Below are 22,248 nucleotides of genomic sequence, written 5' to 3'. Positions count from 1 at the left end.
CCCTCAGCTGCCTAGGGCTCTGGAACCGCCAGGGCCGCTGTGACAATTGACTCGAGCTCACCGGCAGAGGCGAGGTCATGGGGGCGCACAACCTGGTTGTCCGCCACGTAATAGAAGGCAGCCCGCACCTCGTCGACTGGGACGCCCTTCAGTCTTGCCCAGGCCAGCCGATAGACCGCGAGCTGGACGCTCTTCGTCTTCAGCTGCCCCGCTGACGGGCGGCGTCCGGTCTTCCAGTCAACGAGGTCCCAGCCGCCGTCGGCGTCCCGGAACACGGCATCGATCCGGCCGCGGACCACAACGTCGCCCACCCGGGTTTCGACCGGCACCTCGACGTGGGCGGGCGAGCGGTGCGCCCATTCGGATTCCCTGAACGTAGCCACCATGTCCTCCAGGCCATAGGCCTCGTCAATGTGGTTATCGGATCCGGGGGCTTCATCGATGTCCAGCATGCCGGCCGTTCCGAAGTATTCTTCCACCCAAGCATGAAATGCCGTGCCCTTCCGGGCGGACATCCCGGGTTCCCGGGGGATGGGTCTCCGGAGCCGTTGCAGCACCGCTCCGGCGTCTTCCTCCAGGTCAACGAGGGTGGAAGCGGAAATGTGTCCGGGCAGGTGGACGTCGCGGCTGCGCGCCCGGCGGGACCGGCGCTCAAGGAGCCGGGAAGCTTCCCTGGACCAGTTCGCAGCTTGAGGCCGGAGCGCGGACACGTGCCCGCGCGGCGGCTCCAATTCGGGCTCCGCGCCTTGCAGTGTTCTGAGACGGGTGGCGGCTATTTCCTGTAGCAGCCGTTCAGCGGCGTGGTCCATTGCCGCCCGCCTTCCCGGGACAAGCCGGAGCCGCCTCCCGGTGCGCGGATCGACAGGCCCCTCCAGGGGGTCGTACGGCCATACGGCCACCTCAAGGTCCTGGGTGAGGGGACTTTTGTCTGGCAGGGATTCCTCGTCCACCGAATCAGGGTGGACTTCGCCCGCCGAGACTCCTGCCGGAACGGAGCCGGATTTCCCGCCGACTCCGGCCAGCGGCGCCAGCTCCGCGAGGAATGGTGACATCTCAGCCATTCCCGCCCGGGCACCGACCCAGGCGGCGCTGGAAACCCACAGCACGTGCTTGGCCCGCGTATACGCAACGTAAGCGAGCCGCCGTTCTTCTGCTTCCCCGTGTGTTTGGACGGCAGCCTTGAAGTCCTTCTCGGCGTCCAGCCATCCTTTCTGGTCAGGCTGGTCCAGATCCCACTGGGGCAGGTCTGCCCGGTCGCCGCGGAGGGGCCAGGGAAGTGCCGCCGAGCCGCTGCTCCACCGTGAATCGCGGCTGCTCGGGAACGCCCCGGAGTTCAGCCCCGGGACAAAGACCACATCCCATTCGAGTCCCTTTGAAGCGTGCACCGTCAAGAGCTGGACCGCTTCATGGTTAACGTCGGACGGCGGCACATCAAGGCCGCCCTCCTCAACCGCCGCGGCTTCAAGCCAGGAGAGGAAGGCGAGGACATCCACACGTTGCGACGTCTGAAGAAAACCCGCCGCCGCGTCCTGAAAGGCGTCCAGGTTCCTCCGGGCCTGATGGATGCTGAACCCGGGCCGGGCTGCGACCTCAATATCCAGCAGCATGGCCCGTTCCACCTCGCCCAGGAGGGTCGTGAGGTCGTCCCCTATGAGTCCGCGCAGCTGCCGCAGCTCCGTGGCCAGCCTGTGCAGACGGTCCAGTGCCGGCACCGTCAGCGTTCGCCCCTGCGCCGAAGTCCAACCCTCCTTGGGCAGCCAGTCCAAGGCTTCCACCAGGCTGGCGGCGTCTGTGAGGTCCCCCTCGACGACAACATCGCCGGAGGGGCCCTCCTCGGCAATGGCAGCATCGGCCGCACTCTGCCCGCGCCGACGCGCGAGGAAGGACGACCAGTCACGGAACGCCATAAGGTCCGCAGGACCGATTCGCCATCGCGCGCCGGCCAGCAGCCGCATCAGGGAATCCGACCGGCCAGGATCAGCAAGGACACGGAGCGTGGAGACGAGGTCCACGATCTCCGGAGTGTCCAGCAGTCCGCCGAGTCCCACGATTTCATACGGGATACCGTTGGCTTCGAGTTCCCGCCTGATGCACTCCATTTGGGCACGCCGGCGGCACAGCACTGCCATAGCGGGCGGAACTGGTGCGCTAGCGGACTGATCCTCGAAATCGGTCACCCGAAACTTCAGGAGGTCCCGGGCAATCGCCGCCGCCTCCTCTTCATCCGTGGCAAACCGTCCCATGACTACACGGCCCTTGACCGCCACCGGGCTGGGCTGCAGCGGCGGCACTTCAACAGCGGCCGCCGACTTCCGCTGACCCGCAGGTCCCGCCGCCGCTGCTGCAGCGCTCAATGGCGCGGAGATGACGTTGGCCGCCTCGAGAATGTTCCGGCCGTTCCGCCACGCGGTGGTCAGGTAGGAGGTTGGGGCTGGGCTAAACCGGGGCGAGCCTGACTCCTCAGCCACCTTGACGGGGAACTCGCTGACGAAGTGGAACAGCTGACCCGCTGAAGCGCCGCGGAAGCCGTAGATGGACTGGTTGGGGTCTCCCACGGCGGTGACGGCGTGCCCGTCTCCGAACAGCCTGGAAAAGAGGACCAATTGCGCGTGCGAAGTGTCTTGGAATTCGTCCAACAGCACCACTTTGTATCGCTGGCGTTCCATATCGGCCGCGAGGGGGATCTCCCGGGACACCCTCGCCGCCAAAGCAACGAGATCGCCGAAATCCAAGGCGCCGCGTGCTCTTTTGGCCTCGGAGTAGCGACCTACAAGATCGGCCACACTGGCCCTTGTCCGCAGCATCGCGCCGAGATCGAGGGCCGCCTGGCTCGGGTTCTTCTTCGCCTCTGCCACGTAGGGAAGGCCCTCGAACGCGGCGAGCCGCTCCATGAGCCAGGCCTGAACCTCGCCCGGATCACGGAGGTGCTCTGCACACTCGCCGGCGAGCTGGATTACGGCCTGGACCAGCGTGGACTTGGCCACTCGGAAATGGGAGTATTCGCCGTCGAACGTCTCGACGACCTCGCTTGCCAACTGCCAGGCCTGGGCCCCGCCCAGCAGCACGACATCGCGCTCGATGCCGAGACGGAGGCCGTAGTCCGAGACGATGCCGCTGGCGAACGAGTGATAGGTGGACACCTTGGGCTCCAGGGCATCGGCGCTCAGGAGCCCGGCAGGGAACAGCGTGTGCCCGGCATCCGCTGCCGCGATCCGATGCAGGGCGCCAAGCTTTGCCCGGATACGGCTTGCCAGTTCACCGGCCGCTTTCCTGGTGAACGTGACGCCGAGGACTTCTTCTGGTTTGACCCAGCCATTGGCGACCAGCCAGACGACTCGGTCAGCCATGGTGGCGGTCTTTCCGGAGCCGGCACCGGCAATGACCAGTCTGGGGGTCAGCGGCGACGAGATAATGGCCGATTGTTCTGCTGTGGGCAGGTTCTTCTCCCCCAGCAGGGCGGACAGTTCTTCGGGGCTGAACATGGCTGCGGGGAGGTCTGCGGTGTGACTCATTCTGTGACCTGCTTTCCCCGTGCGCACAGCGGACAGACTTCCGGAAGCCGACAGCCATGACCGCCAAAGCTGCCCTTGGAAGGATCGTGTCTGGCTTCGAATTCACGGCCGGACATGACCTCGGCAGCGCCCTTCACCATGTCCAGTGCCCAGTTGTCCTGCGGATCCAGCGGATCCTGGTGCTGGACACCGGGACTCTTGGACGTGGTGCCCAGCTGGGCGAGTACGGCACCGCCCGGCTGGGCATCGGCGGTAATGCCTGGGCCCTCGAATCCCCCCGCCAGCACCGCCGCCTGATAGGCGCCAAGCTGGGGATGCCGGCCGAGCTCGGCTTTGCCGGGCTGCCTTTTGCCCGTCTTGAGGTCAACGATCACGAGCCGGCCATGGCAGTCGATTTCCAGCCGATCCACCTGGCCGCGCAGGACGGCGGAACGGGCAGTCCGGTCGGCGCCGGCATCTGTCTGGGGTTCGGCTCCGGCCTGGCTCAGCTGCACCTCGAAGTCCTGTTCCACGCCGACGAGCTGTCTGCCTTCGCTGCGCATCACCAGGATGTACTGCGCAAGTTTCCGCACCATGGATTCCGCCCGCTGAAAGTCCAGCCGCCCTTCCCAGTTGTCTTTCATCCCCAGGGCGGGCCAGCGCCGGACGAGCTCTGCGAGATATTCGGAGCCGGAGCCCTCAGGAAGATCCTGGGCGATCGAATGCACCAAGGTGCCCAGGCTCCGGGCGAAATCGGTGGCAGCCTCTCCGCCCGCCGCCTGGATAAACCAGTCCAGCGGCGATTTCTGAACAGTCTCAACCTTGGAGGGCGAAACGTACACCGTGCCCCCGGGCGGCACAATACGATCGTCGGATGTCAGGGGCGCCAGCCCCCACCAGGTGTCGGGGTGTGCCCCGGGAACGGGAGGATCCGCGGTCGCGAGGCGGCCCAGGACACGGACTGCTTCCTCAGATTCGGCAGCGAACCTGCCGTCGAGCTGTGCGTACTGGCGCAATTCGGCCACAAGGGCACGGAGCGTCAAAGGCCGTTCCACAGGAGTGAACCCCCTCGAGTCCTGGCCGGGGCGCAGCGGAGCGACGTAATCCAGAAATGAGGAGGGCTGTTCATCTTCCGACGCCACGGCGGTACAGATCAGTACTTCCCTGGCCCGCGATACCGCCGTCGAGAAACTGCGGAGTTCGTCGTACCGGATCTCCCGGAGCCGGCTCAGCGGGCCGAGCTGGAGCGCGTGTTCCACGCCGTGTTCCACGGCGTCGGCGAACAGCGTGCTGCCCAGCAGTTCGCCGCGGAGCCGGGTGTTCGGCCACACGCCTTCCTGAAGTCCTGCCACGATGACCAGTGGCCACTCCCGGCCTGCAGCGCTGGCAGGGGTCATCAGCTCCACGGCGTCGTCAACCTGCGCCCGCGCCGCCAGCGTGTCCATGGGCAATTCCTGGTTGAGCAGGTACTCAAGGAACTGCTCCGGGCCCGAACCCGGCATCTGATCGACATAGCGTTCGGCGGTGTGGAACAGCGCCATCATCGCGTCCAAGTCACGGTCAGCCCGCGCCCCGACGAGTCCGCCGGACAGAGCCGCTGCCGTCCAGGCTGCCGCAAGACCAGTGGAGTTCCACAGCGCCCACAGAACAGTCTCGGCGTTCGCCCCGGCCTCGGCAGCGGCCCTCCGGCCCGCCTGGATCATCTTCGCGACGCGACGTGCTGACCGCCCCTCGATCCCCAGTGACGCGAGCGCCCCGGGCTCCCCTAGGGCCTCAACGAGCAGCGAGTCGCTGGAGCGTCCGCCGCCGCCCAGGATTTCCTCCCGGCGCAAGGACTGGCGGAGCCTGCGCAGCTCAAGCGACGTTGCGCCCCCGATTCGTGAGGTCAGCAGCGACACGGCGGACTCCGGAGTCAGGAGGTCAGAATCAAGGGCCACGGCATAAGCGTCAAGCAACGGACGCACAGCGACTTCGTCGCGGACGGCGGACTCCGCCACGGGAATCCGTACGGGAATGCCCTGACCGGACAGATAGCGCTGGAGCTGACTGAGCTGGCCGCCGTTGCGGACAATCACGGCCATCTCCGCCAAGTCGCGGCCGTCGTTTATCTGGGCTTCAAGGATCCTTTGCGCCACGTACCGCAGCTCATGGACCGCCGACGGCAGCAGATGTGCCTCCACCGTTCCATCGAAATCCTCGCCGTCCCGGGCGGCCGCCTCCACACCGGTGCCGCTGTCGCCGTCGAGTTCATCAAGGCGCCGGGCGAGCTGCCCACCTGCCCGAAGGGAGATCCGGTCCGCGACGCCCAGCCACGCCCTCGCCACGGCGGGCTTGTGCCGGTGCGCGTGGCGGAGCGGCTTCTCCAATGCCTGCCTCCCTTCGTCAGCGCCTGCCAGGAGGCGCGGAAGCTCCGCAACAAGGTCAGGCCGCGCCCCCCTGAACCCCTGGACAACGGTGTCCGGGGAGGACGTGACGTAGACGTCCTTGCCGCTGGCAATATCTGCCAACAGCTCAAAGACCGCCGGGTTGGCTTCCTGAACATCGTCAACAAGGATCAGCTGGAGGCGTTCCCGCTCCGCGGCCAGAAAATCGGGAAAATCCTGGAACAGCTGCCGGGCCGCCGTGATGATCCCGGCAGGGTCAAAAGCCTCGGGCATGCGGAGGTCCAGGACATCCCGGTATTCGGCGTACAGTGCAGCGGCCGCGATCCAGTCCGGCCGGCCGCACTCGCGCCCCAGATTCTCAAGGTCCTCGGGGGTTCGCCCGGATTCAATGATCCGGTCGAAGAGCTGCCGCACTTCCTGCCGGAAGCCTCTGGTGGGCAGCGCAGCATCAAGATCGGCGGGCCACGGCAGTCCCAGGCCGGGCAGGGCGTGGCCTTCCAGCAGTTCCTTGATGATCAGGTCCTGTTCCGGACCGGACAGCAGCCGCGGGGCACGGGGCAACGGCAGGATACCTTCCGCCTTGGCGCGCCTGATGAGATCGAATGCATAGGACGCCCAGGTTCGGGCGGGAGTGGTACTTAGGCTGCGGTTCAGCCGAGCCGTGAAGCGGTCACGCAGGGTGTCCGCGGCCAGCCTGCCAGGCGCCAGAATTAGCACCCGCTCCGGATCCGTTCCGTTCATCTCTACCCTGCGGACCGCCGCTTCTATGAGAACGGTCGATTTTCCCGTGCCGGGCCCGCCAGGGACCAGCACGGGACCGGAGCCTGGCGCCACCTCGACCGCGGCCAGCTGGTCCTCGGATAGGACCGGAACGGCACTGTGGATCTGGCGCGGCGGCAGGAGCCGGAGACCGGTCCCGGCCAGCTGCGGGGCGGTCGCGGGGGTTTCCCAACGCGCCCCCGGCTCGGGGAAGGGTGCGGTTTGCTGGATGGTTACGGTCACTCAGACATTCCATCATCCGCGACTGACAATTTATGCAGCGACGCCTCCAGGCCCTCGGCGATCACGTCCAGGGCGTCGAACTCTGAATCCGAAGGCGCCCACCGTGCCGCAGCCAGGTCCACGCGCCAGCGGCCGTCCCCTGTCCTTGCGAACCGGAGGAAGTCGCCGCGCAACGGGGTTCCCTCGCGGAGATAGAACTGGAGGGCTTGGGACTCGAGGCCCTCCGGCGCCTGCCCGCTGGCCTTGAGGACCCGCCACCATGGCACGGCGTTTCCGTGGTGGCTCATGACAGCGCCGATCTGGCGCGGGCCGCCGGATCCGAGCAATTCAGCAACGTCCCCGTAGGCAACGGCCGAGCCGGCGGGGATGAGCCCGACGACCGCCAGCACCGCCTCCACATACTCCGTCCGCATGGCTTCAGACTATCGGCCGCTCTGCCTCCCGGCCGAACCCCGCAAGTGACCCGCGCAGCAGCCCGACGCCAGTTCCGGCGGAGCCCGCGACACGGTCCGAAACTGTCGGTGCCAGCCGGTAGCGTGTAGCCATGAGCACTTGGAACACCCTCCCCCGGGCCGCCTTCGACCTCGAAACCACCGGCCGTAATTCCCGCGCCGCACGAATCGTGACGGCCTCCGTGACCGTGGTGGACGCCTCCGGAGGCGTGATCCAGGAACATGAGTGGCTGGCGGACCCCGGCGTCGAGATTCCCACGGAAGCGAGTGACATCCACGGGATCACCACCGAGCACGCACGCAGCAATGGCCGGCCGGCAGCGGAAGTCACCCGGGAACTCGCAGCGGTACTTCAGGAGCTCTTCGACGCCGGAGTGCCGGTGATCGCTTTCAACGCCAGCTACGACTTCACGGTCCTTGCCGCCGAATCGGCCCGGTACGGCGTCCCGCAGCTAAGCAGGTTTCCGGTCCTCGACCCATACATCATGAATAAGCAGGTGGACCGTTACCGCAAAGGCAAGAGGACGCTGACGGCACTGTGCGACGAGTACGGCGTGGACCTCGAAAACGCCCATACCTCTGCCGCGGATGCCTTGGCGACTCTCCGCATGCTGGATGCGATGGCCGGCAAGTTCCCCAAGCTGAAGCTGCCCGCCAGCCAGCTGCACCAGCTCCAGATGGATTGGGCCGTCAGCCAGGCGGCGGATTTCCAGCAATATCTCCGCAAGACCAAGCCGGCCGCGGTGATCGAGGGAGACTGGCCTGTCCTGCCCCCTGAAGACGCCAGCCGGGGCGACTTCTGAGGTCTGCGACGCAACTCACACGCAGAGGAATGCCGCCGCCGACACAAAAGGAACTGGTCCAGATTCCGCAAACGGGCTTCATTTGCAAAGGAAGCACTTACGCCGCACCGCGCATCTGAATTAGATTCAGCCATAGAGATATTTCCTCGCGATTAATTCGGCTAAGCCCCTATTCAGCGGGTGGTGAGATGATTAAGTTTTGCGGTCCGGCTCTGCTATGGCAGTCGTCTTCGCGCTGACTGCGCGACTGGACCGCCCCCAAATCCTCGTGAAATCTCTATGAAAGTGATTGCTTGATGAAAATCAAAGCTATGAAGTGGCTGACCAGCGTTCCCGTGGCAATTGCCGTGGCCGTCTCCCTGGCCGCATGCGGCGGCGGCGCCGCTGCGCCCAGCGGGTCGCCGACCGATGCCCTTGCAGGCAGCGATCAGACCTCGCTGGACAAGTACACCACCAAGGACGTCACCGCCTTGGACAAGATCGACAAGTCCAAGCTCGGCCTTCTCAGCGAAGGAACACTCAGCGTCGGCACGCTTTCGGATGCCCCGCCGAACATCTTCATCGACAAGTCCGGCAACTTCACCGGATTCGACAACGAACTGCTCAAGGCGATGGCCGCCAAGCTCGGACTGAAGGTGGAGTTCGCGGCCACCGATTTCTCCGCCCTGCTGGCCCAGGTTCAGAACAAGAAGTTCGACGTCGGATCCTCCTCGATCTCCACCACGGACAAGCGCCGCGAATCCGTTGGGTTCACCAACGGCTACGACTTCGGCTACATGGCAGTCGTTGCCAAGACCGACTCCAAGATCAAGGGCTTCAAGGACGTCAGCAGCGACCAGCGCGTCGCCGTCGTCCAGGGCACCGTGCAGGACGATTACGTCACCAACACGCTCAAGATCGAGCCGGTCCGTTTCCCCGATTACAACACCGCCTACGCCAACGTGAAGAACGGCCAGGTGGATGCTTGGGTAGCCCCTTCCCAGCAGGCTGACGGCCAGGTCAAGAGCGGCGACGGCACCGCCATCGTCGAGAAGACCATCAACACCCAGAACTTCACGGCCTACGCGGTGAACAGCAAGAACCAGGCGCTGACCGACGCGCTCAACTCGGCCCTCGACGCTGTGGTCGCCGATGGTACCTGGTCCAAGCTGGCCAAGCAGTGGTACCCGGACCGTGAAACCCCCAAGAACTGGAAGCCGGGCAGCAAGGCTTCCGCACTCCCGGCCTCCTAGCCTATGGATTTCGCCCAGTTTCTTGACACCTTTTTCAACTGGGAGGCGATGGCCCAGGTCATCCCCTCCCTGTTGACGGTTGGCCTTCCCAACACGCTGATCCTGGCCGTTTTGTCCGGCATCATCGGCTGCGTTCTCGGCATGCTCCTGGCCATTATGGCCATCGCCCGCAATGCCGTGCTGCGCTGGATTTCACGGGTTTACACGGACATTTTCCGGGGCCTGCCGGCTGTCGTCACCATCCTGATCATCAGTATCGGGCTCGGCCCGGTGGTGAAAGACATCACCGGCAGCAGCAATCCCTACCCGCTGGGCATCATGGCTCTGTCCCTGATGGCAGCGGCGTACATCGGGGAGATCTTCCGGTCCGGAATCCAGAGCGTGGAGAAAGGCCAGCTGGAGGCGTCCCGGGCACTGGGGTTCAGCTACGGATCGTCCATGCGGCTCGTGGTGGTGCCGCAGGGCATCCGCCGCGTCCTGCCGGCGCTGGTCAACCAGTTCATCGCGCTGATCAAGGACTCGTCCCTGATTTACTTCCTGGGCCTGCTTGCGTCGCAGCGGGAAATCTTCCGCATCGGCAACGACGCCACGGCAAACTCTGGGAACCTGTCCCCGCTGGTAGCCGCGGCTTTGCTTTACCTCCTGTTGACCATCCCGCTGACGCACCTGGTCAACTACATCGACAACCGTCTGCGCACCGGACGGCCGGAAAAGAAACAGCCGGACGACGCCGCAGCACTGATTGGGAAGGGAGCGCAGCCATGAGCGAATTCGCGTCCGGTTCACTGACTGGCAAGAACCTGCACCTCTCCTTCGGCAGCAACCATGTGCTTCGGGGCATCGACCTGCACGTGGAAACTGGAACGACTGCGTCGGTCATCGGCCCGTCCGGTTCCGGAAAGTCCACCCTCCTGCGGGTCATGAACCGGCTGATCGAACCGGACCAGGGTGACATCCTGCTGGACGGGCGCTCCGTGCTGAAAGACAACCCGGACGAGCTCCGCCAGCGCATCGGCATGGTCTTCCAGCAGTTCAACCTCTTTCCGCACAAGACCGTCGTGGAGAACGTGGCTCTCGCGCTGCGAAAGCTGCGGAAGCTGCCCAAGGACCAGGCGCGCGCCGAGGCCCTGGAACAGCTGGACCTCGTGGGGCTCAAGCACAAAGCGGACTCGCGACCGGCCAACCTCTCGGGAGGCCAGCAGCAGCGCGTGGCGATCGCACGCGCGCTGGCCATGAAGCCGGAGGTGATGTTCTTCGATGAAGCGACGTCGGCCCTGGACCCCGAGCTCGTCAAGGGCGTCCTGGCCCTGATGGCCGATCTGGCCAAGGGCGGGATGACCATGGTGGTGGTGACCCACGAAATGGGCTTCTCGCGGAACGTCTCGGACACCGTCACCTTCATGGACGGCGGCGTTGTGGTGGAATCCGGCCCGCCGGAACAGATCTTCACCGGTCCCCGCACCGAGCGGCTGCAGGGCTTCCTGTCCGACGTTCTCTAAGGTCGTAGCCAAGGTCGCATTATCGTTCATGCCCTGAGGGCAAGGATGCAGAAAATCCCCGGTCCTCGGACCGGGGATTTTCCGTTTCCGGCACGGGCGGTGATAACCCGCGCCCGGGAGGACGACGGCGGGTCAGGCCTTGGCGGCGGCGGCCGCCTTCGCGGCGGCAGGCAGGGCTTCGAAAATTCGGTTCATGGCGGCGTCGTCGTGCGCTGCCGAGAGGAACCAGGCCTCAAATACCGATGGCGGGAGGTACACGCCCGAGTCCAGCATGGAGTGGAAGAAGGGCGCGTAGCGGAACACATCCTGCTTCTGGGCGTCGCTGTAGTTGTGGACGCCGTGCTGCGAGGTGCCGAACGCCACCGAGAACAGGTTCCCAGCGCGCTGGATGGAGTGGTCCACGCCGGCCGCGTCCAAGGCGGATGAGAGGGCCGAGGAGAGCTCCAGCGAGCGGGCGTCGATGAACGAGTAGACCTCACGGGTGGCGTGCGTGAGGGTGGCAACGCCGGCGGCCATGGCCACCGGATTGCCGGACAGTGTGCCGGCCTGGTAGACCGGGCCGAGCGGGGCGAGGTAGTCCATGACGTCGGCGCGTCCGCCGAGTGCCGCCGTCGGCATGCCGCCGCCGATCACCTTTCCGAAGGTCAGCAGGTCCGGGGTCCACTTTTCGGTGGACTCTGCGGCCCCGCCGGTCAGGCCCCAGTAGCCGGAGTAGCCCGTGCGGAACCCGGTGAGGACCTCATCGACGATCAGCAGAGCGCCGTGGGCGGCCGTGATGCGCGACAGCCCCGCATTGAAGCCGTCACCGGGGGTGACGACTCCCATGTTGGCGGGCGCGGCTTCGGTGATGACGGCGGCGATGTTGGGGCCGTGCTCGGCGAACGCGGCCTCGACCGCTCCGAGGTCGTTGTACGGGAGCACCAGGGTTTCGGCAGCCGTGGCTGCGGTGACCCCTGCCGACCCGGGAAGGGCCAGGGTGGCAACGCCCGAACCGGCCGAGGCCAGCAGGCCGTCGAGGTGGCCGTGGTAGCAGCCGGCGAACTTGATCACGAGGTTTCGGCCGGTGAAACCCCGGGCAAGCCGGACGGCGGTCATGGTGGCCTCCGTGCCGGTGGACACCATGCGGAGCCGCTCCACGGCGGAAACGCGTTCCTTGACGATCGCCGCCAGGTTGGCCTCGTCCGGGGTGGACGCGCCAAAGGACAGCCCGCGGTCCACGGCTGCGTGGACCGCTTCGAGGACGGCCGGGTGGGCGTGGCCCAGCAGTGCCGGACCCCAGGAGCAGACCAGGTCAACGTATTCGTTGCCGTCGGCGTCCGTCAGGTACGGACCCTTGGCCGAGACCATGAACCGCGGAGTGCCGCCCACGGAGCCGAAGGCCCGGACCGGGGAATTGACTCCGCCCGGCATCAGCTGGCGGGCGCGGTCGAAGAGTTCCTCGTTGCGAGGCATGCTGGAAGTCATGCGTCCTATTCTTTCAGGAGTTCGTTGACGCGGGGTGCCACAACCGTTCCGAGCAGCTCGATGGAGCGCATCATGGCGGCATGAGGCAGCGATCCGCTGCTGTATTTGAGATCGAAGCGGTCCGCCCCAAGGTTGTGCTTGAGCCGGACGATCTTTTGTGCCACGGTCTCGGGCGAGCCAACGTAGAGGGCGCCCTCGGGTGTGCACATCGCGTCGAACTCGGCGCGGCTGCCGGGGCCCCAGCCACGCTCCGAGCCGATCCGGTTCCGAAGTTCGAGCCAGTGCGGGAAAAACTCCTCCCGCGCTTCCCCGTCTGTGGGCGCAACGTGCCCGGGCGAATGCGTGGCAACCTGCTGCAGGGGATGGCCGTACTTCGCCATGGCCTCCCGGTAAAGATTGGCCAGCGGCGCAAAGGAGCGCGGCTCGCCGCCGATGATCGCGAAAATGATGGGGTATCCGTATTCGGCGCAGCGGAGCACGGATTCGGGGGTGCCGCCCACCCCGATCCAGGCAGGCAGGAGGTGGTGCTCCAGATGCGGATATACGCTCAGCCCGCTCAGGGCCGGCCGGGTGCGCCCTTCCCAGTGGACGGGTTCCTGCGCGCGGACTTTGTGGAACAGCTCGAGTTTTTCCTCGAAGAGGACCTCGTAGTCCGCGAGGTCGAGCCCGAAGAGCGGGAAGGATTCGATGAACGAGCCCCGTCCCAGCATCACTTCTGCCCGTCCGTTGGAAAGCGCGTCAACGGTGGAGAACCGCTGGAAAACCCGGATGGGATCGTCGGAGCTGAGCACGGTGACAGCCGAACCGAGCCTGATCTGTTGGGTCCGTGCGGCCGCTGCGGCGAGGAAGACCTCCGGGGCGGATACTGCAAAGTCTTTGCGGTGGTGCTCCCCCACGCCAAAGGCGTGAAGTCCGACGGCGTCTGCCAGCTCCGCTTGTTCCAGCAGTTGCCGCAGGACCTGGGCATGCGGCACCGGGCTTCCGTCCGGCCCGGTCCCTACATCACCGAAGGTGTTGAGCCCCAGGAGGATCCGGGTTGGCCCGACCGGTTCAGTGGGGCCGGCCGGAGCGGGCGAACTCACCGGAGTTTCGCTCATCTGGATTCCTTCAGCCAGCCAGCCAGCTCGCTCGCCCAGTAGGTCAGGACCATGTTGGCGCCGGCGCGCCGGATACCCAGGACGGACTCCGTGATGGCGGCCCGCCGGTCGATCCAGCCGTTCGCCGCTGCCGCCTCGATCATGGCGTACTCCCCCGAGATCTGGTACGCAGCAACCGGCACGGGGCTCATTTCCGCGACGTCCCTCAGGATGTCGAGGTAGCTCATGGCGGGCTTGACCATCACCATGTCGGCCCCCTCAGCGAGGTCCAGTTCCACTTCCTGGATGGCCTCGCGCCGGTTGGCGGCATCCATCTGGTAGGTCCGGCGGTCGCCCTTCAGCTGCGAGTCGACGGCCTCCCGGAATGGGCCGTAAAAGGCGGAGGCATATTTCGCGGCGTAAGCCACAACGGCGGTGTTGACGTGTCCGGCGTCCTCAAGGGCCTGGCGGATGACGCCGATCTGGCCGTCCATCATTCCGGAGGGGCCCAGCACGTGGGCGCCGGCGTCGGCCTGGGCCACGGCCATCTTGGCATAGATCTCCAGCGTGGCGTCGTTGTCCACGTAGCCGTCGCTGTCCAGGACGCCGCAGTGGCCGTGGTCGGTAAATTCGTCCAGGCAGACGTCGCTCATGATCACCAGGTCGTCGCCCACCTCGGCCCGCACATCGCGGATGGCCTTGTTCAGGACACCGTCCGGATCCAGCGATGCGGTTCCTTCGGCGTCGCGAACCTCCGGAATGCCGAACAGCATGATTCCGCCCACGCCCAGCTCCACGGCCTCTGCGGCGGCACGCCTAAGGGTTTCGGTGGTGTGCTGAACCACGCCCGGCATGGACGCGATCGGACGGGGTTCGGCGAGGCCCTCGCGGATGAACGCGGGGAGGATCAGCTCTGCGGGGGCAAGCCTGTTCTCGGCAGTGAGCCTGCGCATCGCGGGAGTGGTGCGGAGCCGCCGGGGGCGGTGGTTCGGAAAACTCATGTCCTGTCCTTCACTGGGAGCCTGCTGCTGACGAATGGATGTCTGGGGTCGTGCCGGCTTCGGGATGGAGGGCCCGGATGACCGCCGTCACAAGCCCTTCAGGGGTGGACTCGCCTGCCGTGGCAGCAACTGTCAGGCCCAGGGCCTCAGCTTCCGCCGCGGTTGTCTTCCCGATGGCAACGAAGCGGCAGGCTCCCAAGGGTGAAAGCGCCGCGTGGATGCGGCGGGCGGCACTCGGCGAAGCCGCGACGACGGCGGCAATCCCGCCGTCGGCCATGCGGGCTTTTGCTTCCGCCGGAGTCACCAGGAATGAGCCGCCGTCGGAGTCCGCACCGCCCCCGGCCGACGTTCGGTCCGCGGCAAGACGGCGGCCCGGCCCCGCCGGGTAGTCCACCGTGTGGTAGGCCACCACCGTCCGCACATCCGCGCCCTGTGCCTTGAGTCCGCGGGCAAGCGTGGGAGCTGCGATATCGGCCTGCGGCAGCAGCACCCTGGCCGGCCCCCCGGGCCATTCCCCGGCAAGACCAGCCGCGGACTGTTCGTGTTGGGGGACGAAGTGCACGGCGATCCCGGCGGCCTCCAGTGCGCTTCGGCTGGACGGTCCCACCGCGGCCACCCGCGTTCCCGACGGTATCCACCGACGCAAGGCCACGTTTCTTTCGGCCGCCTTGTCCTCCAGCGCCAGGACGCTGGTGGCGCTGCTGACCACGAGCCAGTCAAAGTCGCCTGCGCCCAGGCCATCGAAGGCATCGTCCAGGGCCGCCTGGTCCGCAGCGCGTTCGAAGTCCGTCAGCGGCAACAGCAGCGGCTCTGCACCGGCCAGCCGAAGCTGTGCTGCAAGGGCGCCGGCGCGTTCCGGGCTCCGGGTGATCAGTACGCCGTCGCCCGCCAGCGGGCGCCGCGTTTCAGGGAACTCTCGCGTTTCAGGAAACTCTTCTTCGGGGCGCTGCGCGTCCTGGTTCCGGGCAGAGCCGATCGCCGGACCTTCGCCGCTTCGTTCCATAAAGTGGTCCCCGCCGGCCGGTCAGGACGCTGTCAGGTCCGCGATGTCCGCAGCCCCTGCGGCCAAGAGGACTTCCGCCAGTTCGATGCCGAGAAGCGTCGCGCCAACTTCGGTCAGTCCGTCCGTGGCCCGCTTGTCGCGCACTGAAGCCGTACCGTCGACGGCGCAGACCACTGCTTCGAGGTGGAGCATGCTGCCCTTGCGGTAGGCGTAGGCGCCCACGGGGGCGGCGCAGCCTGCCTCGAGCCGGGCCAGCAGCGCACGCTCCGCGGTGACGGCAAGCCGGGTGTCTTTGTCGTCGAGGGCCGCCAGTGCCTGTGCGAGAACGCCTTGCGAACCCTCGGTGGAACCTGCTTTTCGGGGGGCATCGGCTGTGCGGCATTCGATGGCAAGGGAACCCTGCCCCGCGGCCGGCAACATGATGTCCGTCTCCAGGTATTCGGTTACGGTGTCCAGCCGGCTGATGCGCTCCAGGCCCGCAGCGGCCAGTATCACGGCATCGAGATCACAGGATTTTCCGTCCACTACGGCGTCGGTGGCGTTTCCGGGGAGGCCCGGAACGCGCCCAAGGCGGGTGTCCACGTTGCCGCGGATGTCCACGATGTCCAGGTCAGGGCGGACCGCACGGAGCTGGGCGGCCCGGCGGGGCGAGCCGGTGCCCACCCGGGCGCCCTTGGGGAGATCAGCCAGCTTGAATCCGTCGCGGGAGCACAGGACGTCCCGGACATCCACGCGGCGCGGAGTCGCGGCGAGGGTCAGCCCTTCCGCCGGGCCCGTGGGCAGGTCTTTGAGGGAGTGCACGGCGACGTCGCACTCGTTGCGGAGCAGGGAGTCCCGGAGTGCGGCCACGAAGACACCGGTGCCGCCCATCTGTGACAGCGAACCCTTAAGGACGTCGCCCTCGGTCCTGACGTGGACAAGCTCCACGGGGAAACCCCCGACGGCGGCCAGCAGGTCAGCGGTCTGCTGTGTCTGGGTGAGGGCCAGTTTGCTGGCCCGGGTGCCGATCCGTACAGTCACTGCGCGTCCTGCCTCGCTGAAGGATGGGGGTCGTGGCCGGTGCCCACAGTGGTATCGGCACCGGCGATGGTTGGCTTTTCGCCGCGGAAATTTGCGCAGCACCCGGGACGGCAGACGTCGTACCAGGGCCCGAGCGGTGTCGCCGCAGGGCGGTCCGCGATGTTGTTCGCCGCGGTGCGTTCGCAGATGAGGTCCACAAGGCCTGATACAAAACGGCGGTGGGTCCCCGGCGTGGGAACGCGGGTTGCGGCGAGCCCGAGGTTGCTGCAGGTCTCCATGGCTTCCGTATCGAGGTCCCACACCACTTCCATGTGGTCGCTGACGAACCCGAGCGGAACGATCACGATGCCTTTGACTCCCTGCTTGGCCAGGTCCTCAATGGCGTCATTGATGTCTGGTTCGAGCCAGGGCACATGGGGGGCGCCGGAGCGCGACTGGTACACCAGGGACCACGGTGCGGAAAGGCCGGATTCGTCTGCGACGCGGCGCATGACCTCGGTTCCGCCGGCCAGGTGCTGGGCGACGTAGGCGGAGCCCTCGGCAAACTCGCGGGGTTCGTCCACTGAACGTCCGGCAGCATCTGCGTCACGCGTGGGGATGGAGTGCGTGGCGAAGAGAACATGGATGGGGGCCCCGGAGGTTCCGGCTGCTTCCAGCTGGGACCGGACGTCGGCGATTCCGGCGGCCGTGCCTTCGATGAAGGGTTCCACGAAGCCGGGGTGGTCGAAGTACTGGCGCACCTTGTCCACTTCGAGCTTGCCATCGAGGCCCGTCTCGGTCAGTGCCATGCCGATGTCCTCGCGGTACTGGCGGCAGCTGGAGTAACAGGAGTAGGCGCTGGTGGTGACCATGAGCAGCTTGCGGTGGCCGGCGTCGTAGGCGTCCTGCAGGGTCTGCGGGATGTAGGGGTCCCAGTTGCGGTTGCCCCAGAGCACCGGCATCCCGATGCCCCTGGCCGCCAGCTCCGCTTCCAGCGCCGCCTTCAGTTCGCGGTTCTGCTGGTTGATCGGGCTGACGCCGCCGTTGGCACGGTAGTGGTGCGACACCTCTTCCAGCCGCTCATCCGGGATCCCGCGCCCGCGGGTGACATTCCGCAGGAACGGGATGACGTCTTCCTGGCCTTCCGGGCCGCCGAACGAGGCGAGGAGAACGGCGTCGTAATCCTTGGGCGCCATCCGGCCGGCTTCCGTCACCGCGTTCACGGCAACGGCGGATTCCTGGGGACCCAGCGGGCTCATGCCAGGACCTCGGCAATCTCCCCGGCAGTGATCCGGCGGCCGGTGTAGAAGGGGATTTCCTCGCGGACGTGGTTGCGGGCCTCGGTAGAGCGCAGGTGGCGCATGAGATCCACGAGGTCCACGAGGTCGGGAGCCTCCAGGCCGAGGATCCACTCCCAGTCGCCGAGCGCGAACGAAGACACGGTGTTGGAAATAACCTGCGGGAAGTCGCGGCCCAACAGTCCGTGGTCCCGCAACATCTGGCCGCGCTCATCCTCCGGCAGGAGATACCACTCGTAGGACCGGACGAAGGGGTACACGCAGAGCCATTCGGCCGGTGCCACGCCGCGGGAGTAGGCCGGCGTGTGGTTCTTGGCGAACTCAGCCTCGCGGTGGACACCCATGGCGGACCACACTATTTCCGTTCCGGCAAACAGCTTGCTGCGGCGGATGTCCCGGATGGCCTGCTGCAGCGCCTCAGGTTTGGGCCCGTGCAGCCAGACCATGATGTCGGCGTCGGCGCGCATGGCGGAGACATCGTAGCTTCCGCGGTGGGTCACCCCGCCCTCTGCCAGGCGCGCCACGAGGGCGTCGAAATCTTCGGCAGCATCAGCGGTGCGGAGGACGTCTGCGGAGCGCTTGAATACGGTCCAGAGGGTGAAGAACTGCTCGGCTGTTTCTTCGGCTTTGGTGACAGATTCGGCAGGAGTGTGGCTCATGGATACCATCCTGCCCCTTTCATGCTCCCAAGTCGAAAAACTCCACTTCTACGGCGTGTAGAAGTGGCTTATTTCACAGCATCCTGCTGTCACAGGGGCCTGCGAATTCTCAAAGCGACGAGGCCGGCGGCACCGGCCAGGACCACGAGCCCGGCTCCTGCCCAGACCAGCGGCCAGGCAGCGCTGCCCTGCGAAACGCCAAGAACTGCGCTTTCGGACGGCGCATGCGCTGTGTAGCGGGAGTCTATGGTCGCCATGTTCATCGGGCCGGACAGTTCTGCCGCCCCCCACACTCCGGAGGCTGTCCCGGTAGCGCCGAGCCCGTGGGCGCCCAACGCCGCAGCGGGCCTGCCGATTGCCTCCGCCAGGGAATGCGTCTTCGCGGAAGTTGACGATCCGGATGCCGGAGCCGCCGCGTCCTGCGGCCCAACCCCGGATGACGGCAGCGCGGGGCCCTGCGCCGGGGCTCCGGCTGCGGGGGCGGCCCCGGAGCCAGTCGACGCCGGCGAAGACGCCTCCGTGGGAGCACTTGCCGATGTCCCGGGTGGCGTAGCCGTGCCGGCGGGAGCCTGTGAAGGCGAGGAAGACGGCGCGGAAGCCGTAGCGGACGGCGAAGGGAGCGGCGCAGCCGGCGACGGCGTCGTGGAAGGCGACAGCGACGGCTCGGGCGATGTGGGCACCGACGGCACTGGGGACAGCGTCGGCACGGTCGGCGTCGGCACTGCCCGTTGCGGCACGGTGGGCGTCGGAACCGGGGACACTGGCGGGGAGAATGACGGCGAAAGGGCGGGTGTCGGAGCCGGCGGGTCCGATCGCCCCGCCAATGCTGCCGCGGCCCAGGCCTCGAGGCCCGTACCGCCGGAGCCCGAGTCACCAGGGCCCGAGTCTCCGGAGACCAAGTCGCCACTGACCGTGGCGCTGACCCTCGTGCCGGCCGGAGCCGGGCTTGAGGTGCCGCCTTCTTCCGTGTCTGTGAGAGACCCGAGGCTAACAGCGTGGGATGCAGGAACACCTGCGGACAAGACCAGTACCGCTCCGAGCGCAGCTGCTGCAGTGCCGCGCCGAAGTCCCCCATGGAAACCAGTCAGCGTACGAAAATTATCGGACTTCTGATTGACCATAGTCATCGACCCTAGACACAAATCGCCGCCGGGAAAAACTTGCGGTCAGGGCCGCCAGCAGGTATCGCGGGCGGTCGTACAGCAGCCTGGCCCGCGCCGTGCACCGGCCGGAACGGGCCCGTTCATCACCGGCTCCGGACGGAAAAACAGGCTAGTGGAGGACGTCTTGCAACTGTTTGCGGGTGTCCGCCACCACTGCGGCCAGCCCGTTTCCGGCGAGCCATCCGCCCACCAGCAGCAGTCCCTCGCTGCCGGCGCAGATCCTGCGGACCTCGGCAACCCGCTGCCGGTGCCCGACCGCGGCAAAAGGCAGCGCGCCGGCCCATGACACGACATCCCAGTCCACGAGGCTGTCCGCACTAACGGGCACGGTCAGCAGGGCGGACGCGTCGCGCATTGCCTGCTCAAGCAGCGCCGCGTCGGCGCTCAATTCCGGCGTGTCGGCGGCCGGAGCGGCGCTGTCGCGGCGGCCATACGACAGCCTCAGGACATGCCTGCCCGGGCCGGCCGCCGCCGCCAGCCAGTCCCACTTCGCTGTGGCATGGGTGAGCGCCTTGGCGCGGATGCCGGGGGTCTGCGGAGCCACCAGGATGCCGGTTCCGCGCGGACGCCGGTCCAGCTCAGGGAGATCCACAACAAGTGTTACCAGTTTGACTTCCGGGCCGGGGCCGGGCCGGTGGCCGGCCAGGGCCGGCACGGCGTCCTCAAGAAGCCCGACGGCGGCAGGACCGTCCAGCGCGATCACCAGCACACCGGCGTCGTACGTTTGTCCGTTGGCCCCGTCTTCCGGAGTCCCGGTTCCGCTGGTACGGATCCGCCAGCCGTCCGGGGTCCGCGCCGCCGAGTCGGCCCGGGCGCCGGTCACAAGCCCCACGCCGCGGCGGCGTAGATCGGCCACGAGGGCTGATACCAGGGTGTGCATGCCGCCCCTCAGCCCGGCGACGGCAGAGCCTGCCTTGGCTGCCGCTGCCCCCTCGGCGGGCCGGCGGCGCTGGGCCGCCACCGCGGCGGCCAGCGAACCGTGCCGGGTGATCCCGGCGCGGAGCCCGGGAGCCACCATGTCCACGTCCAGGAGTCCCGGATCAGCCGAGTGCACGCCGCCCACCACGGGCTCTACCAGGCGGGTCAGAACGCGCCGCCCCATCCTGGCGCGGACCAGCGAGGAGACACTCGCGACATCGGCTGTGGTGCCCACGGACGCGGGCAGGAACCTGTCAAGCGAGGCGCGGAGCGAACCGCCGAGCCCGAGGGACCGGCGCACTTCGGGGTCCCACGGGTTCGCCGGAATGCCCAGCACACCCGTCTTGGGAAGCTCACGCGGGCCGTCCGGCAGCTGCACCCAGGCACCGCCGGGATGCGGGGCAACAATGTCTTTGGTCAGGCCCAGCTCCGTCGCCAGATCGGCCACGGCGCTGGAGCGCGTGGCGAACGACTCGGCGCCGCTGTCCAGGTCCAGGCCGGCGACCTCATGGCGGCCGACGCAGCCGCCCCACGAGTCCGTGGCTTCGAGCAGCGTGGTGTCCAGTCCGGCCTGCGCCAGTTCCCGGGCTGCGAGGAGACCGGAGATGCCGCCGCCCACCACCAGGGCCGTCCGTCCGGCAACAGGAGAGCTGCCCGCACCCATCGCTTTACTCCGGGGCGATGGAGTGGATAAGTTCGACGACGCGCGTCAGTACGTCCGGGTCCGTTTCCGGCGGCACGCCGTGGCCGAGGTTCAGGACATGGCCCGGCGCCGAGGCGCCGGACGCGATGACTTCCCGGACATGTGCTTCGAGCACCTCCCACGGGGCGGACAGGAGCGCCGGATCGATGTTGCCCTGGAGCGGCACGGTGCCGCCCAGCCGGCGGTTCGCTTCGTCAAGCGGCAGTCGGTAATCGACCCCCACCACGTCCACGCCGACGTCGCGCATGGCCACCAGCAGTTCCGACGTTCCGGTGCCGAAGTGGATCAGCGGTGCGCCCAGGTGCCGGACGTGGTCGAGGGCGCGCGCCGAGGCCGGAGCCACGGACCTGGTGTAGTCCGCGAGGCCCAGGGATCCCGCCCAGGAATCGAACAGCTGTCCCGCAGAGGCCCCGGCCTCCAACTGGGCGCGCAGGAACATGCCCGAGGCGTCGGCTGCCCAGTTGGCCAGCGCCGTCCAGGTTTCCGGGTCCGCGTGCATCATCGTGCGCGGGCCGAGGTGGTCGCGGGAAGGCTTGCCCTCCACCATGTAAGCGGCCAGGGTGAATGGCGCTCCGGCAAACCCGATCAGCGGCGTCTTGCCAAGCTGTGCCACGGTGAGCCGGACGGCCTCCCGGATCGGCTCCAGCGCCTCCCACGTGAGCTTGGGCAGAGCGGCGACATCGGCGGCGGTGCGGACCGGTTTGTCCAGGACCGGGCCGACGCCCGGGACGATGTCCACTCCCACGCCGGCCAGCTTGAGCGGGATGACGATGTCCGAGAAGAAGATCGCCGCATCGACATCGTGGCGGCGCACAGGCTGCAGCGTGATCTCGGAGGCAAGCTCAGGGCGCAGGCACGAGTCCAGCATGGCCACGCCCTCGCGTACCTTCAGGTATTCGGGCAGGGACCGCCCTGCCTGGCGCATGAACCACACCGGCCGGCGGCTCGGCTTCCCGCCGCGGTAGGCGGTGATGAGGGGCGAGTCGGAAGTGCGCCCGTCCACGAGCGGATGGCCTGCATCAAGAACCGTGCCATCTGATGTTGCAGCGCTAGAAGTCATGCCTTTGATTGTGCCGAAAATCGCCACTAAAAGATAACGAC

General features: G+C 67.1%; 18 protein-coding genes. 5 read left to right on the top strand and 13 right to left on the bottom strand.

The annotated features are described in order from the left end of the window. Positions 1 to 11 precede the first annotated feature (11 nt). From AC1DDG_RS00720 to AC1DDG_RS00710, 3 genes are read right to left on the bottom strand one after another with little or no spacing between them, the layout of a single operon-like run. The gene (locus tag AC1DDG_RS00720; protein ID WP_476874586.1) at positions 12 to 3,512 is read right to left on the bottom strand and encodes an ATP-dependent helicase; all 3,501 of its coding nucleotides are present in this window, start codon (positions 3,510 to 3,512) and stop codon (positions 12 to 14) included. After that, positions 3,509 to 6,877 (bottom strand): ATP-dependent helicase, encoded by a 3,369-nt coding sequence (locus AC1DDG_RS00715; RefSeq protein ID WP_476874585.1) that lies wholly within the window; start codon positions 6,875 to 6,877, stop codon positions 3,509 to 3,511. The genes AC1DDG_RS00720 and AC1DDG_RS00715 overlap by 4 nt, the downstream gene beginning before the upstream one ends. Then, the gene (locus tag AC1DDG_RS00710) at positions 6,874 to 7,290 is read right to left on the bottom strand and encodes an MGMT family protein (RefSeq protein WP_476874584.1); all 417 of its coding nucleotides are present in this window, start codon (positions 7,288 to 7,290) and stop codon (positions 6,874 to 6,876) included. The genes AC1DDG_RS00715 and AC1DDG_RS00710 overlap by 4 nt, the downstream gene beginning before the upstream one ends. Before the next feature lie 131 nt (positions 7,291 to 7,421). Here AC1DDG_RS00710 and AC1DDG_RS00705 point away from each other — a divergent pair, with 131 nt between their 5' ends. The 4 genes from AC1DDG_RS00705 to AC1DDG_RS00690 all read left to right on the top strand — a co-directional run bounded on the left by AC1DDG_RS00705 (position 7,422) and on the right by AC1DDG_RS00690 (position 10,863). Beyond that, positions 7,422 to 8,132, top strand: coding sequence for a 3'-5' exonuclease (locus AC1DDG_RS00705; protein WP_230119096.1), 711 nt, complete (start codon positions 7,422 to 7,424; stop codon positions 8,130 to 8,132). Positions 8,133 to 8,428: 296 nt separating this feature from the next. After that, positions 8,429 to 9,364: an ABC transporter substrate-binding protein gene (locus AC1DDG_RS00700; protein ID WP_230119095.1), complete on the top strand. Its 936-nt coding sequence runs from the start codon at positions 8,429 to 8,431 to the stop codon at positions 9,362 to 9,364. Between the two features lie 3 nt (positions 9,365 to 9,367). Then, positions 9,368 to 10,129, top strand: a complete 762-nt coding sequence (locus tag AC1DDG_RS00695) for an amino acid ABC transporter permease (RefSeq protein WP_230119094.1) — start codon at positions 9,368 to 9,370, stop codon at positions 10,127 to 10,129. Continuing rightward, the gene (locus tag AC1DDG_RS00690; RefSeq protein WP_230119093.1) at positions 10,126 to 10,863 is read left to right on the top strand and encodes an amino acid ABC transporter ATP-binding protein; all 738 of its coding nucleotides are present in this window, start codon (positions 10,126 to 10,128) and stop codon (positions 10,861 to 10,863) included. Before AC1DDG_RS00695 ends, AC1DDG_RS00690 begins: the two co-directional genes overlap by 4 nt. Before the next feature lie 132 nt (positions 10,864 to 10,995). Here AC1DDG_RS00690 and hemL read toward each other — a convergent pair whose 3' ends face one another. From hemL to AC1DDG_RS00650, 8 genes are all read right to left on the bottom strand, one after another. Further along, positions 10,996 to 12,327, bottom strand: a complete 1,332-nt coding sequence (hemL, locus tag AC1DDG_RS00685; protein WP_230119092.1) for a glutamate-1-semialdehyde 2,1-aminomutase — start codon at positions 12,325 to 12,327, stop codon at positions 10,996 to 10,998. A gap of 5 nt (positions 12,328 to 12,332) precedes the next feature. Then, positions 12,333 to 13,424 (bottom strand): LLM class flavin-dependent oxidoreductase, encoded by a 1,092-nt coding sequence (locus tag AC1DDG_RS00680; RefSeq protein ID WP_476874583.1) that lies wholly within the window; start codon positions 13,422 to 13,424, stop codon positions 12,333 to 12,335. Continuing rightward, the gene (hemB, locus tag AC1DDG_RS00675) at positions 13,421 to 14,404 is read right to left on the bottom strand and encodes a porphobilinogen synthase (protein ID WP_230119090.1); all 984 of its coding nucleotides are present in this window, start codon (positions 14,402 to 14,404) and stop codon (positions 13,421 to 13,423) included. Before hemB ends, AC1DDG_RS00680 begins: the two co-directional genes overlap by 4 nt. A 10-nt stretch (positions 14,405 to 14,414) precedes the next feature. Next, the gene (locus AC1DDG_RS00670) at positions 14,415 to 15,407 is read right to left on the bottom strand and encodes a uroporphyrinogen-III synthase (RefSeq protein ID WP_476874582.1); all 993 of its coding nucleotides are present in this window, start codon (positions 15,405 to 15,407) and stop codon (positions 14,415 to 14,417) included. A gap of 21 nt (positions 15,408 to 15,428) precedes the next feature. Beyond that, complete coding sequence (hemC, locus tag AC1DDG_RS00665) at positions 15,429 to 16,427, bottom strand: hydroxymethylbilane synthase (protein ID WP_230119088.1); 999 nt, start codon at positions 16,425 to 16,427, stop codon at positions 15,429 to 15,431. Beyond that, positions 16,424 to 17,665, bottom strand: coding sequence for a ferrochelatase (locus AC1DDG_RS00660; RefSeq protein WP_476874581.1), 1,242 nt, complete (start codon positions 17,663 to 17,665; stop codon positions 16,424 to 16,426). The genes hemC and AC1DDG_RS00660 overlap by 4 nt, the downstream gene beginning before the upstream one ends. Next, the gene (hemQ, locus tag AC1DDG_RS00655) at positions 17,662 to 18,363 is read right to left on the bottom strand and encodes a hydrogen peroxide-dependent heme synthase (RefSeq protein ID WP_230119086.1); all 702 of its coding nucleotides are present in this window, start codon (positions 18,361 to 18,363) and stop codon (positions 17,662 to 17,664) included. Before hemQ ends, AC1DDG_RS00660 begins: the two co-directional genes overlap by 4 nt. 89 nt (positions 18,364 to 18,452) lie before the next feature. Continuing rightward, complete coding sequence (locus tag AC1DDG_RS00650) at positions 18,453 to 18,620, bottom strand: hypothetical protein (protein WP_230119085.1); 168 nt, start codon at positions 18,618 to 18,620, stop codon at positions 18,453 to 18,455. On the opposite strand from AC1DDG_RS00650, the gene AC1DDG_RS00645 reads away from it, so the two are divergent. Next, entirely contained in the window at positions 18,610 to 19,476 is an 867-nt protein-coding gene (locus tag AC1DDG_RS00645) for a hypothetical protein (protein WP_230119084.1), read from the top strand. The two genes, AC1DDG_RS00650 and AC1DDG_RS00645, sit on opposite strands and share 11 nt — an antisense overlap. Positions 19,477 to 19,635: 159 nt before the next feature. On the opposite strand, the gene hemG is transcribed toward AC1DDG_RS00645, so the two are convergent. Both hemG and hemE read right to left on the bottom strand, forming a co-directional pair. After that, positions 19,636 to 21,108 (bottom strand): protoporphyrinogen oxidase, encoded by a 1,473-nt coding sequence (gene hemG, locus AC1DDG_RS00640; protein WP_230119083.1) that lies wholly within the window; start codon positions 21,106 to 21,108, stop codon positions 19,636 to 19,638. A gap of 4 nt (positions 21,109 to 21,112) precedes the next feature. Then, the gene (gene hemE, locus AC1DDG_RS00635; RefSeq protein WP_230119082.1) at positions 21,113 to 22,207 is read right to left on the bottom strand and encodes a uroporphyrinogen decarboxylase; all 1,095 of its coding nucleotides are present in this window, start codon (positions 22,205 to 22,207) and stop codon (positions 21,113 to 21,115) included. Positions 22,208 to 22,248 lie beyond the last annotated feature (41 nt).

This window comes from Arthrobacter sp. 10L430, from assembly GCF_056395245.1.
This window is presented reverse-complemented; position numbering and strand designations above follow the sequence as displayed.